The organism is bacterium, assembly GCA_020444325.1.
GTDB lineage: Bacteria > Bacteroidota > Ignavibacteria > SZUA-365 > SZUA-365 > BM516.
Genome location: JAHLLD010000013.1, coordinates 1 through 17,431 on the forward strand (window position 1 = coordinate 1; position 17,431 = coordinate 17,431).

A 17,431-nucleotide genomic window follows, 5' to 3' on the forward strand; every position below is an offset into this window, starting at 1 on the left:
GCTCACGCGGGAGTTCGCTGCGCTCACGCGGGAGTTCGCTGCGCTCACGCGGGAGCTCGCTGCGCTCACGCGGGAGCTCGTTGCACTCACGCGGGAGTCCCGTCCGCCTCAAGGCGTCCGGGACGCGGGACATTTTTAGCGGGTTTGTACAGATGGTTGCTTGATGTTTCCATCATTCTTTTTTTCAATCTTTCCATACCCCCCATACCCCGTGAAATGCAATCTGTAATCAGGGATTGCTTCCGTGATCGCAACAAACATCCGGGAACAAGGCAGGGGAAGCAATCCCTGCTCCATGTGGGTTTGCTATCTGGAATCTGGGATCTGCCATTTGCAATCTGCTATAGGTCCGCCAGGAGCTCGCGGGCTTCTGCGATGCGGCGGGGATCGCCGAGGTTGGATGGGCGGAGAGAGATGGCGCGGCGGAGCTGACGGCGGGCGTCGGTGTCGCGGTCCATTTCCAGGAGGGTTTTGGCGAGTTCTACGCGCGGCATGATTTCATCAGGACGCAATGTCACCGCTTCGGCGAGCAGTTCATGCGACTGTTCCAGGCTGGCGTCAGGGAGTCCCCCATACGCGGCATCGAGCACAAGCTTGAGCGCCCAGTTCAGCGATGCCACTTCCCGGTGCCACATCCCCAGCACCAGCATGGCAACATGATTCCTTCCATCCAGCTCGAGCGCACGCCTTGCATGTGCGTAAATCTTCTTGCTCAGATCCACCTTTTCATCATACGGCGCGATCACGGCCAGCTGTCCATACGCCACCGAAAGTGCCACCTGTGCCATTGCCTCCTGGGGACGCACACGCTCGGCGCGCTCGGCGTAGCGCAGGGATTTCTGCAGCAACGCTTCAGCCTTCTTCTCGTCCTTCTCTTCCGCGGCGATCTCGGTATGTACACGCGATAGCCGCCAGAGAACGGCGGCATCCTCAGGTGCGGTACGCTGAGCACGGGTGTAGTAGTCGAGGGCAAGCTTCGGCTTCATGGCGGTCAGGGCGCTGTCTCCGCGCTCGAGCAGCTGCGGAACTGTTTGAGCTGCCAGAGGGGCGGCAAGCACAAAAAGAAGCGATATATATAAACGAATCAACATGCATCAATCGTAAATGTTTCGGTTGTCCCTTCATAACAATTTTCCCGTGTATGTCGGTTCCAAACGCAGTTCTCATGATTCCGTGACACTCCCCGCTATTCTTGCGTTTGATAATTCTTTATCTTTGAAAGATATCGTGAATTCCGGTATTCGGAGGTAAGGGGAGAATGCCGGGAAGCTGACACGAAAACGACGTGCTACATATACCTGTGATACTTTTACTTGGAGGACCTTCATGGCCAAATCCAAATCGAAATCGACGGCAACCCCGCGCGCGAAGAAATACGTGTACTTCTTCGGCGGCAAGAAAGCTGACGGCCGTGCAGACATGAAAAATCTGCTCGGCGGCAAGGGCGCCAACCTCGCCGAGATGGTGAACATCGGTCTGCCCGTGCCGGCGGGATTCACCATCACCACTGATGTCTGCACTTATTACTACGACAACAAGCTCACCTATCCGAAACAGCTCAAGGAGCAGGTGGAGAAATCGCTGCGCAAGGTCGAACGCGACATGAAAGCGAAGTTCGGCGATGCGAAGAATCCCCTGCTCGTCTCCGTCCGCTCCGGTGCACGCGCTTCGATGCCGGGTATGATGGATACCATCCTGAACCTCGGTCTCAACGACATGACGGTGCAGGGACTGATCAAGCGTTCCGGTAACGAACGTTTCGCATACGATTCGTACCGCCGCTTCGTACAGATGTACGGCGACGTGGTGCTGGATCTCAAGCCGAAAACGAAAGATGACATCGATCCTTTCGAGGAAATCCTCGAAGCGAAGAAGGAGGCCCGCGGTGTCACGCTGGATATCGAGCTGACTGCCGAGGACATGAAGGAACTCGTTGCGGAATTCAAGGCTGCCATCAAGCGCGAAACCGGCAAGAAATTTCCGGAGGATCCGCAGGAGCAGCTCTGGGGCGCAATCGGCGCCGTGTTCAGTTCCTGGAACAATCCCCGCGCGAATGTCTACCGCAAGCTCAACGGCATCCCCGACGAGTGGGGTACCGCAGTGAACGTACAGTCCATGGTCTTCGGAAACATGGGCGAGAAATCCGGTACTGGCGTTGCCTTCACGCGCGATGCCGCTTCCGGTGAGAATTACTTCTACGGTGAATTCCTGATGGATGCGCAGGGCGAGGATGTCGTCGCCGGTACGCGCACGCCGCTGCCCATCATCCAGCTGAAGGACAAGGATCCCAAGGCACACAAGCAGCTGCTCGATATCCGCAAGAAGCTCGAGAAGCACTATCGTGACATGATGGACATTGAGTTCACCATTCAGGATGGGGATCTGTACATGCTGCAGTGCCGCGTTGGCAAGCGTACGGCCTTTGCCGCGATCAAGATCGCGGTCGACATGGTGAAGGAAAAACTCATCTCGCAGAAAGAAGCCCTCATGCGCATCGAGCCGGATCAGCTCAACCAGCTGCTGCGCCCGATCTTCGATATGAAGGAAAAGCAGAATGCCATCAACGGCGACCAGCTCCTGACCAAGGGACTCAACGCCGGTCCAGGCGCCGCGTCCGGCCGCGTGGCATTCAATGCCGAAGACGCCGTGCAGTTCGCCAAGTACGGCGATCCGGTCATCCTCGTCCGCATCGAAACCTCGCCTGAGGACATTGAGGGCATGAACGCAGCCGAAGGTATCCTGACCGCACGAGGCGGTATGACCTCACACGCCGCACTGGTGGCGCGCCAGATGGGCAAGGTCTGTGTTGCAGGCTGCGACTCCCTGAAAATCGATTACAAGAAGCGCGAAATGCGCATTGCAGGGCGCAAGGAAGTCGTGCAGGAAGGTGACTACATCTCCCTCGACGGCAGCACGGGTGAAGTGCTCATGGGCAATATCCCCACGCGTCCCAGCGAAGTCGTGCAGGTCCTTATCGACAAGTCGCTCAAGCCCGCCGATGCACCGGTCTTCAAAATGTACGACCGCATCATGAAGTGGGCCGACAAGGCGCGGCAGATCAACATCCGCACCAACGCCGATCAGCCCGATCAGAGCGAAAACGCCGTGGCATTCGGCGCCGAGGGTATCGGACTCACACGCACCGAGCATATGTTCTTCGGTGAAGGAAAGATCGGTCCCATGCGTGAGATGATCCTGGCAGAGGATACGGAAGGACGCCGCAAGGCACTCGCGAAGCTGCTGCCGCTGCAGCGCAAGGACTTCGAAGGCATTTTCAAAGCCATGGGCAAGCGTCCCGTGACCATCCGCACCATCGATCCCCCGCTGCATGAATTCCTTCCGCACGACGAGAAGGGACAAAAGGAAGTCGCCGACGATCTCGGCATTCCCGCCGCCAAGGTCAAGGAGCGTGTCGAAGCCCTGCATGAGTTCAATCCGATGCTCGGTTTCCGCGGCTGCCGTCTCGGCATCATGTATCCCGAGATCACCGAGATGCAGGCACGTGCCGTATTCGAAGCAGCAGCCAATGTGCGCAAGAAAGGGATCAAGGCCTTCCCCGAGATCATGATTCCCCTCGTCGGCAACGTCCTCGAGTTGAAGATGCAGGAACAGATCGTGCGCCGCGTGGCAGATGAAGTCATGAAGGCGAAGAAAATCAAATTCAATTACCTCGTCGGCACCATGATTGAAGTGCCGCGTGGCGCCATCACCGCGGCAGAGATTGCCGGTGTCGCCGAGTTCTTCTCCTTCGGCACCAACGACCTGACGCAAACCACACTCGGTGTCAGCCGTGACGATGCCGGACGCTTCCTGCCTTCGTATGTGCAGAACGACATCTACGCTCGCGATCCTTTCGAGAGCATTGACCAGAGCGGTGTCGGCTTCCTGATGAAGCATGCCGTGGCCGAGGGACGCAAGACGCAGCCCGACATCAAGCTGGGTATCTGCGGCGAGCACGGTGGCGAGCCCGCATCGGTGGAATTCTGTCACAACATCGGACTCAACTACGTGAGCTGTTCGCCCTTCCGCGTGCCCATCGCGCGCCTGGCCGCAGCCCGCGCCGCCCTGCGCAACCCCCGCAAGGTGGAAAAGAAAGCCAAGAAGACTGCGAAGAAAAAATAAATCTTTCGCCCTTCCCTGACCTTACGACCAGGTCTTATCCATCCCACGGGTAAGACCTGGTCCATTTTTATGCACATTCTGCATAATCTCGCGCCTGGAATTATGCACTTTCTGCATAAAGGTCGTTTTTCCGTCCCCTTGTAACAAAGCGGGGGGCTTTGCGTGTCTCTTCCGATGTGCCGGTACAATGGCGGACGAAGCTCCGGAACTGCTGTCCGTCCCAACTGATTTTCCTACTCATAACATACTGGTATCCCGATGCAAGCAATGAAAAGTCTCCTTTTCATCATGGGCGCGCTATGCCTGATCTCCACGCTCACGATGGCACAATCCGCGACCGTTCCCACACAACCGGAAGCCCCGCGTCCCACCATGCAGCAGGACGTTGACGCGACAGGACTGCTCTCGGGTCCCGCGGGCGGTCCCTCGATCGCATGGCACAATTTCCGGCAACATAGGTCAGCAAACGATATTGCACCCGGACTCGTGGCGACGTGGGATCTCCCCATCCTCGACCTGGGTGAAGACGCGCAGCTCACCGTGCGTCCCGGACTCAGTTACCTCCACCCAACACTGCTCCTCGACGCCGTCATGCGCCTGCAGTACAGGGGCTACGGTGCCGTGATGGCGGGATTCAGCTTCGATCCCTCAGGCGATCAGGAATTCCGTTTCGAGGAAAACACACCCGAGTGGGAATGGATGAATGAACACGACAGTTTCGGCAAGCGCAGTTTCGCCGTACTTGGCGTGCAACTCCCGACCTCCTTCGCGTACTACGAATTTCTCTACCGCGTCCAACTGGAGAAAGGATCACAGGCCTATTACCTGGGTCCCGATCAGACAACCCGCCTGCGCATGGGTGTCCGTCGCTACTTCCTGCTCTCGGTGGGAATGGGAATCTGGCTGTGACCTGCGCTATGGCTACGCCTGAGCGGGACGACCCGCTCCATGCTGATCGCTGAAGCTGCTCGGGCGTACGGAGTATGGAACAATAGAAAAATGGAAGGATGGAAATATGACAAGGGGCACTCCTCACCCGGAGTGCCCTGATTTTTACGGTCCCGGAAATGCCATTTCGCAACGTGCAGCCAGTTCCGATCCTTCGCGAAATAGGGCACGGCCCCCCCCCTGTTGACTTTTGTCAACACTTCAGACATATTAGGGATAACACATTGCGTCCAAGGCACCCGAACAAAGAAGTCGAAGCGGCAATCCGTTTCGCCGAAAGCTGCGGGTGGCGATATCGCCACCCCGGGTCCTCAGCTCACGCATGGGGATACATGTACTGCCCGCTCGCTGCGGGCGAAGGTTGTAGATTGTCCGTCTGGTCCTCCCCACGCAATCCGGGTAATCACGCAAAACAGATATTGGCAAGAATCAATGCATGCCCAGACACCGGAAGCAGAGTATGAAGAAAAATTATTCGTTCACCCTTATTCTGGAATCCACTTTCGACGCCACTGAGGGTATCGAGGATGCCCTGTATGAATCAGGGTGCTCTGACGGACTGGTGTGGACGCGCAATGGATTCGTCTTTCTTGATTTCACACGGGAAGCGGTCTCCATGGAGGAAGCGGTCTCATCAGCAATTCAGAACATCGAAGGTAGCAGAATTGGTTTGTCGGTCGGAGGGATTGCGCCTGCGCCACTGGTGACACAGTCGATGATAGCTGAACGGCTTGGGGTATCGCGTGAAGCGGTTCGGCTCTGGTCAACGGGCAGGCGAGGTCGAGCCGCGTTCCCCGCTCCGGTCACCATTTCGGGCAAAGGTACCGCGTACTGGGACTGGCTGAGCATTCTTCGATGGCGGGCCGCTGAAGGTGATTCGATCCCGGATGAGGAAATTGAAAAAGCCGAGACCCTCTCCAGGATCTCGAATAAGCTGATATCACGACGACACGCACAGGTCGCGGGATAATGGCATCAATCACCCCACGTCGGGACGGGAGATGAGCTTCGTTACGTCGAAGCCTTTCCGGGCGAGTTCCTGCTTGATGCGGTCGAGTGGCAGATAGTCCGGCTGCGGATCGCGCGCCATGATCCAGAGATATTCGCGGCTGGGAGTGCCGACAGCGACCCACTGGTACGCATCGTCCAGCATCAGAATCCAGTAATCCCCCTTGAACGGCCAGAAGAACGACACCTTCAGCTTCGCATTGTTGCTGCCTTCGACGACCCAGGCTTTGCCTTCGACATCATCGATCTCCCCGCCGACGCTGTCTTCCTCACAGCGGTTGATCACGCGCACCGTTTCGTCGTCGATGAGTGTGTACTCGGCGGTGGAGTTCCAGCAGTCCTCCTGAAACGAATTCGGCAGCCGCGCAATTTCATACCACTTGCCCGCATAGCGCTCAAGATCCACCCGCTCGACCGTCTCCAGCGGCGGATAGCTTCCCCCGCAGCCTGCAATGGCAATCATCGTCAGCGTCAATAGTACTGGTATTCTTTTCATCGGTTCATATCCTGTTCATTGCGGTTTGTTCGGTATGGAAACATGGAAACATGGAAACATGGAAACATGGAAATATAACATCGCGGTGCTATTTCCATGCTTCTATCCTTCCATTTTTCCATCCCGATTCGAAATCCGGGATTGCTTCCACTAAGCCCACAGACATCCGGGTACACCTCACGGGAAGCATTCCCGGCTGCTGTCCGGTTTGTTATCTGCAATTTGAAATCTGCCATCTGACAGAAAACCCCGCAAGTGCTGCGGGGTTTTCCGAATTCTGAACCGAGAAGGTTAAACTCAGAGCTCACCCTTATCATGGCGGGCCTGGAGCTTTTCGAGCATGTCTTTGGTCATGCTGTCGAGGTCGAAGGAGGGGTTCCAGCCCCACTCTTCGCGGGCGGGCGTGTCGTCGACGCCATCGGGCCACGAGTCGGCGATATCCTGGCGGAAGTCCGGCGCGTAATCGACGGTGAAGTCGGGGATGACTTTCTTGATACTGTCGGCGAGGTCTTTCACCGTGAAGCTCATGGAGCCGACGTTGTAGTCGTTGTGGCGTTTGAGCTTGTCGAAGGGTGCTTCCATCAGGTCGATGGTGGCCTTGAGGCAGTCGGGCATGTACATCATCGGCAGGCGCGTGTCTTCACGCACGAAGCAGGTGTAATGCTTGTTCTTGATGGCCTCGTAGTAAATCGCCACGGCATAGTCGGTGGTGCCGCCGCCGGGGAGCGTCTCGGAGGAGATGATGCCCGGGTAACGGAGTCCGCGACTGTCGAGGTTGTATTTCTGTACGTAGTAGTCGGCGAGGATTTCGCCGCAGACCTTGGTGACGCCGTACATCGTGGTCGGATGCAGTGCGGTATCCTGCGGGGCGATGGCGGGAGTGCCCGGACCCCACACGGCGATGGAACTGGGAATGACCACGCGGGCCATCTCATGCTTGACGCCGAGGTTGAGGATGTTGAGCGTGCCGTTCATGTTGACGTCCCACGCCAGGTTCGGGTTCTTCTCGCCGACGGCGGAGAGGATCGCGGCCATGTGCACGACGGTGTCGATGTCGTACTTCGTAATCATCTCTTCGACCGAGTCGATGTTGTTCACGTCGATGAAATGGAAGGGACCGGATTCCTTCAGCTCTTTGCTGGGCTCGGTTTTGCGTCCGGTGGCGATGACATTTTCGGCACCGTATTTCTCACGCAGGGCCATGGTCAGCTCGGAACCGATCTGTCCGACAGCGCCGGTTACGAGAATCTTCTTGATCTCTTTCATGAATGTGTTCCTGTGTATGATGTTCGAATGCGATTGCGCTGCTGCCGGATGGCAGGAGTCCCGCTCACGCGGGACTCCATGCACTCCGAAGTTTCAGGCGTGCTCTCAGAGCATGCCCAGTTCTTTACCGACTTTCGTGAAGGCGGCGACGGCCTTGTCGATATGCTCGGTATCGTGTGCGGCGGAAAGCTGCACGCGGATACGATCCTTGCCACGCGGAACCACGGGGAAGGAGAAGGCGATAACGTAAATACCTTCTTCGAGCAGCTTGTTGGCGAAGTCCACCGCCAGCTGCGAGCAATTGTCATACTTGCCGAACATGATCGGGACGATCGGATGATCTCCCGGAATGATGTCGAAACCGGCCGCGGTCATTTCCGAACGGAATTTCTTCGTGTTGGCTTCGAGCTTGTCGCGCAGGTAGGTGCTGGAGCTGAGCAGGTCGATCGCCTTGATCGTGGCGCCGACGACTGCGGGCGGCACGGTGTTGGAGAACAGGTACGGACGGCCCTTGTTGCGCAGCCATTCGACGATTTCCTTCTTGCCGGAAACGCAGCCGCCGGATGCACCGCCGAGTGCCTTGCCGAAGGTCGTCGTGATGATATCGGTGCGTCCCATCACGCCGCAGTACTCATGCGTACCGCGACCGGTCTTTCCGAGGAAACCGGTGCAATGGCTTTCGTCATGCAGCACGAGGGCGTCGTACTTGTCGGCGAGATCGCAGATCTCATCGAGCTTCGCGATTTCTCCGTCCATGGAGAATGCACCGTCCGTGACGATAACCTTGAAACGGCAGTCCTTGGCTTCTTTCAGGCAGCGCTCGAGTCCCTTGGCCATTTTGCCCGTGCCCGGATCTTCGGTCTCGGTGTCACCGAGGTGTCCGTGGTTGTAAATCCAGCGCTGGGCCTTGCTCAGACGGATACCGTCGATGAGTGAGGCGTGATTGAGGGAATCGGTGATAATGGCGTCTTCCGGTCCGAACAGCGGCTCGAATACGGCTGCGTTCGCATCGAAACAGGCGGCAAAAAGAATGGTGTCTTCCGTACCGAGAAACTCGCTGACCTTGCGCTCGAGTTCCTTGTGAATGTCCTGCGTTCCGCAGATGAAACGCACGGAGGAAAGACCGAAACCGCGTTCGTCGATGGTTTCATGCGCGGCCTTGATCAGATCAGGGTGCGAAGACAGCCCGAGGTAGTTGTTGGCGCAGAAGTTCAGGACCTTCTTGCCGCGAACGGTGATCTCGGCTCCCTGTTCACTTTCGATGACGCGTTCGTCTTTGTAAAGCTTTTGATCTTTGAGCGACTGAAGTTCCTCAGCCAGAAACTCCTTCATCTTCCCGTACATAAATCAGCTCCTTATGAAATGTGGTGCGTGGAGTACAAGTCCAAAAAAACTGAGGAGATAGGCTCACGTATCCGGCAGGATTTGCAGAGGTGTGAGCGGGTGCTCCCGAAGCGGGAGCCCGATCACAAATATAGTGTTTTTATTCACAATTCACGAAGTAATCCCCTCCGAAAATCCCGTATTTCGGAAGGGAGCAGGGGTGGGATTACCGGTTGTACCCGGATTTCTTGTACTGCGCAGCCAGATCGTGCGAGCCGCGGTAATCGTCCATGCGCAACACCTTGTCATACTGCTTGATCGCGTAATTTCGCTGGTCCATCATGTCATGCACCATACCCATGCGAAGGTTGGCCATCACCATGAAGCCGGAAGGTTCTTCATCCAGCTTGCGCGAAAGGCGATCGCATTCGACGAGATATTTCATGGCCTTGCCATAATCCTTCACCAGCATGGCGGCATAGCCGAGATAGTAATTCGCTTCCCGTTTCATCTTGACACTGTAGCCGCGCTTGTGCTTGAAGGTGCCCTTGAGGACATCGGCGAACACTTCCGCGGCCCGTTTCCAGTTGCCGAGTTTGACGTAGGTGCGTCCGAGATAACGGTGAAATACCGGGTTATCGGGGAACTGGGCATGCAGCTTCCGTGCGTGGCGCAGGGCGGTGGAGGGACGATTTTCCATGCTGTAATTGATCTGCAGCAGGAAATACATGGCTTCCCAGTTGGCGAAGCGGGCATGGTCAGCGGCCTGCTGGAGTTCACGCAGTCCACGTTCCTTGTTCCCTTCGGGCAGAAACATCATCAGCGGTTCGAGAACGGCGTACCGCTCGGGAAGCACGGCGGCATAGTAGTCGTAGATGCCTGTCCCGAAAGCGAGGTCCGCATTGTCGGGCGCGATCTCCGCGGCATCCATCACCACGGGAAGCGCTTCCTTGCCCCGCGTGGCTGCACTCACCCAGCTCTTGCGGTTGGCATGCAGCCGTCCCTGAAATCCAATCGCGCCGCCTTTGAAAAAGAGTCCGGCGATATCACGCTCATTGTTGTCGAGACGTTCGTCACAGAGGTCGATGACGCGGTCAAGCATGTCATGGAAATGATCATCGCGGGATTCGTCTTCCAGATCGATGAGTATCCGCCACCATTCCACCATTGCGAGCAGAAAGTGGCCGGATGGGTGGTCGGGATATTTCTGGACAACGCTCCTGAAAGCTGATTCTGCCTGCTCGAAGCGCATGTTGTAGGTATCGTGAATCCCCTGATCAATGGTGGCTTCCACGGCCTTGTCGTTGATCCACTGAGCCTGCATGGAAGGGGCGGCACACAGCAGCAGCAGAACGGCGGCAATGATGTATTTCATGTTATTCCTCGTTTCCTTTTTCTTCTGATTTCTCGCTTCCCGGACTGAGCATTGAACGCATCGCCGGCAGCATCAGCACCGCGGTTCCTCCGATCAGCACCAGGGTGGACAGGATGCCTCCTTCGGGACCGAATTGTCCTCCGCCGATCCACCAGGTGCCGTTCATGTCCATCACGAAAATACTCCGTTCGATGATGCCACTGACGGGGAAACCATACACGCTGCCGAGAAAGAAATTCCATCCGATGTGCAGTCCGATCGCCAGCCAGAGTGTTCCCGTCACGATCCGCGCTGCGCCGAGCCAGATTCCGGCCAGGAAGATGTTCATAAAACCGAGCCAGCCGATTTCGGGATTAAACCCGTGCATGAGACTGAACAGTACGGAAGTGACGATGAGTGCGAGTGCCGTACTACCCTGCCGCTGCATGGCGCTGAAAGGATACCCGCGAAACAGCAGTTCTTCGGCGACACCTACGAGTGTGAATCCAACGAGGCTGACCGCAAGAAGTCTTACCGCGTAGCCCGTGGTCAGATGCACGGAGCTGATACTTGCCTCACCCAGCAGAAGTTCCAGGCCGAGGAGCGCCGTGACCATAAGTGCGGCAATCCCTATCCCGAGCAGAACATCGCGTATGCTGTGACGGTACCATAGCAACCCCGTCTCCACCGCGAATCCGCGTCCCCCTGCCACGGCGAGCAGGAACGCCGTCGCGAGTCCCGCAGCTATCGCCATCAGGGTGGGATTGGCAAGGCGCCAGTCCAAATTGGCAGGCACCACTTTGGAAGCGGAGTACAGAACAATGAAAAGGAATATGAAAACGGTGAAATAGCTGCTCATTTTCCAGAACAGCCGCAATTCCCCATCATGCAGCCAGAAGGAATTCAGCCCTTTTTCAGGTTTCGGTTCTTCCATGAGAATACCCCAAAAAATCCGAACGCGGAAACGACCACGATATAGTACGCGTGCAGAAACTCAGCCGCAAGTAGGTCGACTGGACGCAGCGGCTGACGAAACAGCGAGGCCGCGGCGAAGAGCACGGCAGCATCCGTGATGCATTTCAGAAGAAAAAAAAGTATGCCAGCCGCAAGGGCTGCCGGCGATCCCAAACTGATGACCGGTGCGGTGGCAGCAAAGAGAAAATACACAAAAAGCACTACAAGAAAAGAAACAAAGCGGCGGTCGATATACTTCGAGGCTTTCGACGACCAGCGGATACGCTGCTGCAGGAACTCACGAACGCTTCCGGCCGCCGGAGTCCGCACGATGGCGCTTTCCCTGCTCACGAATTGCGCATGTCCCCCCTGCCGGTACACAATGTCATGCAGCAGGAATTCATCGTCTCCGCTCACCACCTCACGGTTGCTGCTGTATCCTGCGGCCGCATCAAAGCAGCTGCGGCGGTAGGCAAAATTCGCACCGTTGCACAGACGCGGATAACCGATGCCGAAAAAGCCCGCCCCCACGCCCACCAGGCCGAGAAATTCCATCGCCTGCAGGCGGGTGAAGAAACGTTCGCGGTTGGTGAACACGACAGGACCCGCAACCACATCCGCTCCGCTTACAAACGGTGATGTGAGCGTACGAAGCCAGACAGGGTCATGCGTGCAATCCGCATCCGTCGTGACGATAATCTCCCCGCGCGCCTCCTGCACGCCGCGCGTCAGCGCATCCTTTTTTCCGCTCTCGCTTTCAGAGCAGTGCAGCACGCGAAAACGTGCATCCTGCCCAAGCAGACGCTCCGCTTCCTCCGCACTGCCATCTGTCGAATGATCGTCGATGTACAGCACCTCGAGCCTGTCGGACGGATACTGCTGCGCGGCAAGCGATGCTGCGCTGGCTTCAAGCTGCGGCGCTTCGTCGCGCATGGGAACGAGCACGGTAAGGAAGGGCAGATTTTCAGTGCGTCCCGTATCATGATCGGTATCATGCCGCTGCTGTTCATACAGGTAGCGTATCCCGCTTCGTATGCGAAAAAGGAACAGCATGTATACCGCTGTCAGCGCGGCGAAGAGTGAGAAAAAGGCGAAGGCTGTCATGCGACCGTCCTCAACGGACGCCGCAGCAGCACCAGGAGGCCTGCAAATCCGGGGAGAAGGATGTTGATGGTAAACAGCAGCAGCGAGGCGCCGATGGCGGCCGCTGCGACGACACCCGCAGCGCCGAGCACGAACACGCTCGCGCCTTCACGGATGCCGAGCTCTCCGAGCGTCAGGGGCGGAATCAGTGTTTTCAGCAGCATGATGGTGCTGATGCCTGACAGCGCTGTTGTGGCGTCGACGGGACCGAGTGCCATGAGCAGGAAGTAGAATTGCAGCACGAAGGTGCAGTAGAAGAGCACGGAAAGCAGCAACAGACGGCGAAGCGTTCGCGTATCCAGATGCTGCAGTGAACTGCGCAACCGCTGCCATTTGCGGACGATGCGACCGCGGGTTTCCGCTTCTGACGTGTCGGATGAGTGACGGGCCCACAACAGCCAGAGCAGCACGGCACCGGCGAGCAGCGCTCCTTCGATTACGGCGAGCAGCCAGGTCGGCATGAAGGGATGCTGCACGTTGAACAGCAGAAGTCCCACCCCGCCAACCGTCAGCGTCACGCACAGTGTCGCCATTTTATCGATCGCGGTGAGTCCGACCACCGTCAACCGGCTCGCGCCGCGAATTGATGCCGCACGCGCGCCGAACTCCCCTATGCGTGCGGGAGTGACGACACCAAAGGTAAACCCGAGCAGCAGCGAAGCGCGTATGTCACGTGCTGCCACTGCGGGATACACGCTGTGAAGCAGCAGTTTCCACTTGCTGTACTGGAAATAAAGGTTTGGAAGGAGCAACAGGAGCGCCGTGTAAAGCCAGACGGACTGCATGCTCGCGAGCGTCGCACGCAGACTGCCGGTCTGCAGATTCTGCAGGAGAAGAAACAGGAGGAGCACGGCAAGCAGCAGCTTGCCTGTCCATATCACCCAGTGCCGGATATCCGCGGAAATGACGGACATCAGGAGCCCTCGTCGCTGTCCTTCTTCTGCGCGGTGTGGAAGGTCTTCATCATGACGTCCACATCCTGCAGCAGTTTCTTTTTCTCATATCGCGGAGCGAATACCGATCCGTCGAGATAATAAATGCGGCCCTGCTCCTCGTCATAGAAAAGGTAGCTGACAAAAGGTCCGCCCATGGTATAGTCGTTCATCCGCCACAGTCCCTTCATGCGGATGGCGAAGTGATCGAGAAAATTCACTTCGTCAAACTGCAGGTGATGCGCGGTATCGACGACGACCCAGGAAGAATCATCATACGTGCGATAGAGAATTTCCGTGAGACGATTCCGCAGGTCGAGTGCATGTTCACTGGTGAGCAGACTGGTGTTGTCGGTGTCTTCCCAGTGCACCATCAACCAGCGTTCGGTTTCCTGCGGCGCCTGCCTGCGCAGCAGCACGGTGTTAATGTCTGAACTGTCTTTGCCGACGAACCAGCTGCGGATGATGGCGAACGAGAAACCGTACTCATCCATCAGGCGCTGCTCAAGATCCTTTTCCCTCGGCAGCGACCACATATGAGCGATTTCCCGCTGGTCCCACGCCTCCTTGAAATAGTATTCGAGCTGATCGGCGTTGGTGACCATGAAGTTCCGCAGGTCCTCCATATTCCGGCCCGTGAGATGCACCACGGTCTGTCCGCGATACCAGAGATCCTTTTTCACGAACACATGCTGTTCACCGTTGCGCACAAGTTCTTTCACCGACGAATCCAGCGCTGAGCGCATGTACTCGCCCATGCGGTTGTCGGCATCGAGCGGTGCGACGAGAAGAATGTTGCGGTCCCGTTTGTGATCGAGAAGCTCCCCGAGGTTATAGCGCTGCAGTCTGAACCAGCTTTCGGTCTGCGGAGTGAACAGCGGCTGCATGAAAGCATTTTCCATCACATCCTCAAGCGCGTCATAATCCGCACTGTCGGCAATGATGGTGATGATGTCGTTTTCCCCCATGGCGTCTTCCTTACTGTCGAGTCCACACGAGGTGAACAACAGCGCGGCGGCCAGCAGGGTGAAAGGAAGGAAAGTGCGCATATCAGCCATCCAGAAAATAAACATTCAGTTCCGGGAGAAAGAGCGCATACATGAGCCACAGTGTGGCTCCGATGGCGACAGGGATGGCAAAGTTATCGTCGATGATATCGAAGGAAAAAACTTCGGCGAGGGCACCGAACACCGCAGCGACGATCGCGATCACATACTCCATGGGCGCGTGCGCAACTTTTGGGGTAAACAGGATGACCACGGCGGCGGATACGACAAAGGCCGAACTTCCTTCGAGTGTCTTGTCATTGAATTTTTTCGTTCCGAAGCGCCTGCCCACCAGCGCCGCGACGGTGTCTGATACAATCAGCACCGCGAAGGCGGTAATGGCGATGAGCTTCGGAAAGACCAGCACACAGAGTGTCGCGGAGATCAGCACCCAGCTCGCGCCGTTCAGTGTTTTTTTCTCGCGCGTGATTTCATGCGCACGGAGCATGCGTCCGAAGACTTTGCGGTAGAGCCGGTACGTCCCTTCGTGATACGTACGCATCACATCACCGAGCAGGAACAGCACGGTGAGGGGGATAAGCAGACTCAGCGCCAGTTCGCGCGACATGAAATAGTATGCGATCGGGATGGAAAGGGACATCATGTGAATGCCCTTTCGCATCAGCTCGAACTCAAAGGATACGTGTGCGGGAGTGTCTGCTGCCGGCACGTTCATGCATCCTTGTCCTGTTGCTTCTGCTCTTCTTCCTGCCGCTTGATCTCTTCGACGGCACGGCGGATTTTGTCCGCCCGCTCCTGGTCGATTTTCAGGCGCTCTTCGCCCTCTTTGACGACGCTGTCGCCGTTCTCAGGGATTTTCTTCGGCGGAAGCTCTTCGCCTCGCAGCAGTATGTCTATTTCGTCACTGTCGAGAATTTCGCGCTCGAGCAGCGCCTCGGAGAGGCGGTCGAGCGTCTCACGATGCTCGGTGAGGATGTCATCGGCCCGGGTCATGCCCTGCGTCACGATATCACGCACGGCAGCATCGATGGCGATGGCGGTTTCCTCGCTGTAATCACGATGCTGTGAGATTTCACGGCCGAGGAAGATTTCTTCCTGCTTCGCGCCGAAAGTGAGGGGACCGAGTTCGCTCATACCCCACTCGCAGACCATTTTCCTCGCCAGTGACGTGGCGCGTTCGATGTCATTGCCTGCACCGGTCGTGAGCTGTCCGAAGACCAGCATCTCCGCCGCGCGTCCGCCCATGGCATACGCGATCATCGCTTCGAGATACGGTTTCGAATACGTGTGTTTTTCGTCGATGGGCAGGTACGTCGTAACACCCAGCGCGCGTCCACGGGGAATGATGGTGACCTTGTGCACCGGATCCGCTTCAGGGATCATCTTGGCCACGAGCACATGTCCCGCCTCATGATAGGCCGTCATGCGTTTTTCGTCATCCGAGATGATGAGGCTCTTTCGTTCCATGCCCATCATGATCTTGTCTTTGGCTTCCTCGAAATCGCTCATGGTAACGGATTTCATATTCCGCCGCGCGGCATACAGGGCTGCCTCGTTGACGAGGTTGGCCAGTTCCGCACCGGCGAGTCCGGGTGTGCCTTTCGCCAGCACTTCAATGTCCACATCCGGATCCAGCGGGATTTTCCGCGTGTGTACTTTCAGAATGCCAAGGCGTCCCTTCACGTCGGGACGATCGACAACGATCTGGCGGTCGAAGCGGCCGGGACGCAGGAGTGCGGGATCGAGCACGTCGGGACGGTTGGTGGCCGCGATAATAATCACGGTGCTGCCCTGCTCGAAGCCGTCCATTTCCACCAGCAGCTGGTTCAACGTCTGTTCGCGCTCATCGTGACCGCCACCGAGTCCTGCACCGCGCTGCCGTCCCACGGCATCGATCTCGTCAATAAAGACGATACACGGTGAATTCTTCTTGGCGTTGTCGAAAAGATCGCGCACACGGCTGGCGCCGACGCCCACGAACATTTCAACAAATTCCGCACCGCTGATCGAGAAGAACGGCACACCGGCTTCCCCGGCCACGGCACGTGCGAGCAGGGTTTTGCCGGTTCCCGGGGGACCCAGCAGCAGCACACCGCGTGGAATCTTCCCGCCGAGGCGCTGGAATTTTCCGGGTTCTTTCAGAAATTCGATGACTTCCTGCAGCTCATATTTCGCTTCGTCCACACCAGCGACATCGGAGAACGTCACACGGATGGTGTTTTCGGATACCATTTTGGCGCGGCTTTTGCCGAAGGAGAAGAGTCCTTTCGGTCCGCCGCCCGCACCGGACTGCATCCGGCGCATAAAAAACAGCCAGACGCCGATAATCAGTATCCACGGCAGGAAACTGATCAGGTACTGCGTCCATTCGTTGTTCTTTTCCTTGAACGTCACCTCGATGCCGCGCGACACCCATTCCTTCTGCATCTCGGAATCCACTGCTCCGAGATTCACGGTAAACTCCGAAGAGGTAAAGGCTTTGCCCTCGACGGATTTCATCGAGATTTTGTTGTTCAGATAACCGTGCATGACGTAATCGTTGAGATTCGACTTCTCGACGACGGCACGGTTGATCTTTACTTCCGTGTCATCCAGCGTATGCCGTTCACCGTGCAGCAATTCCTGGTACTGCGAGTAGGTAATGGCCGTTGGATCGGGCTCCGTATTAAAGAAGCTGAACATGACGAAGAAAAGAAGAATGACAATAAGCCAGGTGAGAAACACCTTGGAGTAGCGTTGCCAGTTGTTTTCTTCGGGATTGCGCTGCGGCTGTTTGCCGGGGGGACGCTCACTGTTCTTCCGGGGGGGAGAATTTCTGTCGTCGTCGCTGCCAGCGGCTTTGAGGGGTCTGGGTTCTGGTCTTTCCTGCATGAAATGT

General features: G+C 57.0%; 14 protein-coding genes. 3 read left to right on the forward strand and 11 right to left on the reverse strand.

Annotated features, from left to right (window positions below; genetic code table 11):
- Window positions 1-341 precede the first annotated feature (341 nt).
- Window positions 342-1,091, reverse strand: coding sequence for a hypothetical protein (locus KQI65_14875; protein ID MCB2206022.1), 750 nt, complete (start codon window positions 1,089-1,091; stop codon window positions 342-344).
- A 235-nt stretch (window positions 1,092-1,326) separates the two neighbouring features.
- Here KQI65_14875 and ppdK point away from each other — a divergent pair, with 235 nt between their 5' ends.
- From ppdK to KQI65_14890, 3 genes are all read left to right on the forward strand, one after another.
- On the forward strand, window positions 1,327-4,122 hold the full coding sequence (gene ppdK / locus KQI65_14880) for a pyruvate, phosphate dikinase (protein ID MCB2206023.1): 2,796 nt from the start codon (window positions 1,327-1,329) through the stop codon (window positions 4,120-4,122).
- A gap of 258 nt (window positions 4,123-4,380) precedes the next feature.
- Complete coding sequence (locus tag KQI65_14885) at window positions 4,381-5,031, forward strand: hypothetical protein (protein MCB2206024.1); 651 nt, start codon at window positions 4,381-4,383, stop codon at window positions 5,029-5,031.
- A gap of 499 nt (window positions 5,032-5,530) precedes the next feature.
- Window positions 5,531-6,040 (forward strand): DNA-binding protein, encoded by a 510-nt coding sequence (locus tag KQI65_14890; protein ID MCB2206025.1) that lies wholly within the window; start codon window positions 5,531-5,533, stop codon window positions 6,038-6,040.
- A gap of 9 nt (window positions 6,041-6,049) precedes the next feature.
- On the opposite strand, the gene KQI65_14895 is transcribed toward KQI65_14890, so the two are convergent.
- The 10 genes from KQI65_14895 to ftsH form a co-directional block, all read right to left on the reverse strand.
- Window positions 6,050-6,574, reverse strand: a complete 525-nt coding sequence (locus KQI65_14895; protein MCB2206026.1) for a lipocalin family protein — start codon at window positions 6,572-6,574, stop codon at window positions 6,050-6,052.
- A 297-nt stretch (window positions 6,575-6,871) separates the two neighbouring features.
- Window positions 6,872-7,831 carry an NAD-dependent epimerase/dehydratase family protein gene (locus KQI65_14900; protein ID MCB2206027.1) on the reverse strand — a complete coding sequence of 320 codons (960 nt, stop codon included), beginning with the start codon at window positions 7,829-7,831 and terminating at the stop codon, window positions 6,872-6,874.
- 114 nt (window positions 7,832-7,945) lie between these two features.
- Window positions 7,946-9,184: a glycine C-acetyltransferase gene (gene kbl, locus KQI65_14905; GenBank protein MCB2206028.1), complete on the reverse strand. Its 1,239-nt coding sequence runs from the start codon at window positions 9,182-9,184 to the stop codon at window positions 7,946-7,948.
- Window positions 9,185-9,389: 205 nt separating this feature from the next.
- A complete protein-coding gene (locus KQI65_14910) occupies window positions 9,390-10,538 on the reverse strand; it encodes a tetratricopeptide repeat protein (GenBank protein ID MCB2206029.1) in 1,149 nt (382 codons plus the stop codon).
- A 1-nt stretch (window position 10,539) separates the two neighbouring features.
- The gene (locus KQI65_14915) at window positions 10,540-11,451 is read right to left on the reverse strand and encodes a CPBP family intramembrane metalloprotease (GenBank protein MCB2206030.1); all 912 of its coding nucleotides are present in this window, start codon (window positions 11,449-11,451) and stop codon (window positions 10,540-10,542) included.
- On the reverse strand, window positions 11,421-12,575 hold the full coding sequence (locus KQI65_14920) for a glycosyltransferase (GenBank protein ID MCB2206031.1): 1,155 nt from the start codon (window positions 12,573-12,575) through the stop codon (window positions 11,421-11,423). Before KQI65_14920 ends, KQI65_14915 begins: the two co-directional genes overlap by 31 nt.
- The gene (locus KQI65_14925; protein ID MCB2206032.1) at window positions 12,572-13,528 is read right to left on the reverse strand and encodes a flippase-like domain-containing protein; all 957 of its coding nucleotides are present in this window, start codon (window positions 13,526-13,528) and stop codon (window positions 12,572-12,574) included. The genes KQI65_14920 and KQI65_14925 overlap by 4 nt, the downstream gene beginning before the upstream one ends.
- Window positions 13,528-14,595, reverse strand: a complete 1,068-nt coding sequence (locus tag KQI65_14930; GenBank protein ID MCB2206033.1) for a DUF4837 family protein — start codon at window positions 14,593-14,595, stop codon at window positions 13,528-13,530. The genes KQI65_14925 and KQI65_14930 overlap by 1 nt, the downstream gene beginning before the upstream one ends.
- Window position 14,596: 1 nt before the next feature.
- Window positions 14,597-15,268 (reverse strand): SEC59/DGK1/VTE5 family protein, encoded by a 672-nt coding sequence (locus KQI65_14935; protein ID MCB2206034.1) that lies wholly within the window; start codon window positions 15,266-15,268, stop codon window positions 14,597-14,599.
- Window positions 15,265-17,424 carry an ATP-dependent zinc metalloprotease FtsH gene (gene ftsH / locus KQI65_14940; protein MCB2206035.1) on the reverse strand — a complete coding sequence of 720 codons (2,160 nt, stop codon included), beginning with the start codon at window positions 17,422-17,424 and terminating at the stop codon, window positions 15,265-15,267. Before ftsH ends, KQI65_14935 begins: the two co-directional genes overlap by 4 nt.
- Window positions 17,425-17,431 lie beyond the last annotated feature (7 nt).

Bases quoted from the DNA above. Each gene is read 5' to 3' on its own strand.
- KQI65_14875 (MCB2206022.1), bottom strand. From the start codon at position 1,091: ATGTTGATTCGTTTATATATATCGCTTCTTTTTGTGCTTGCCGCCCCT.
- ppdK (MCB2206023.1), top strand. From the start codon at position 1,327: ATGGCCAAATCCAAATCGAAATCGACGGCAACCCCGCGCGCGAAGAAA.
- KQI65_14885 (MCB2206024.1), top strand. From the start codon at position 4,381: ATGCAAGCAATGAAAAGTCTCCTTTTCATCATGGGCGCGCTATGCCTG.
- KQI65_14890 (MCB2206025.1), top strand. From the start codon at position 5,531: ATGAAGAAAAATTATTCGTTCACCCTTATTCTGGAATCCACTTTCGAC.
- KQI65_14895 (MCB2206026.1), bottom strand. From the start codon at position 6,574: ATGAAAAGAATACCAGTACTATTGACGCTGACGATGATTGCCATTGCA.
- kbl (MCB2206028.1), bottom strand. From the start codon at position 9,184: ATGTACGGGAAGATGAAGGAGTTTCTGGCTGAGGAACTTCAGTCGCTC.
- KQI65_14910 (MCB2206029.1), bottom strand. From the start codon at position 10,538: ATGAAATACATCATTGCCGCCGTTCTGCTGCTGCTGTGTGCCGCCCCT.
- KQI65_14915 (MCB2206030.1), bottom strand. From the start codon at position 11,451: ATGGAAGAACCGAAACCTGAAAAAGGGCTGAATTCCTTCTGGCTGCAT.
- KQI65_14920 (MCB2206031.1), bottom strand. From the start codon at position 12,575: ATGACAGCCTTCGCCTTTTTCTCACTCTTCGCCGCGCTGACAGCGGTA.
- KQI65_14925 (MCB2206032.1), bottom strand. From the start codon at position 13,528: ATGTCCGTCATTTCCGCGGATATCCGGCACTGGGTGATATGGACAGGC.
- KQI65_14930 (MCB2206033.1), bottom strand. From the start codon at position 14,595: ATGCGCACTTTCCTTCCTTTCACCCTGCTGGCCGCCGCGCTGTTGTTC.
- KQI65_14935 (MCB2206034.1), bottom strand. From the start codon at position 15,268: ATGAACGTGCCGGCAGCAGACACTCCCGCACACGTATCCTTTGAGTTC.
- ftsH (MCB2206035.1), bottom strand. From the start codon at position 17,424: ATGCAGGAAAGACCAGAACCCAGACCCCTCAAAGCCGCTGGCAGCGAC.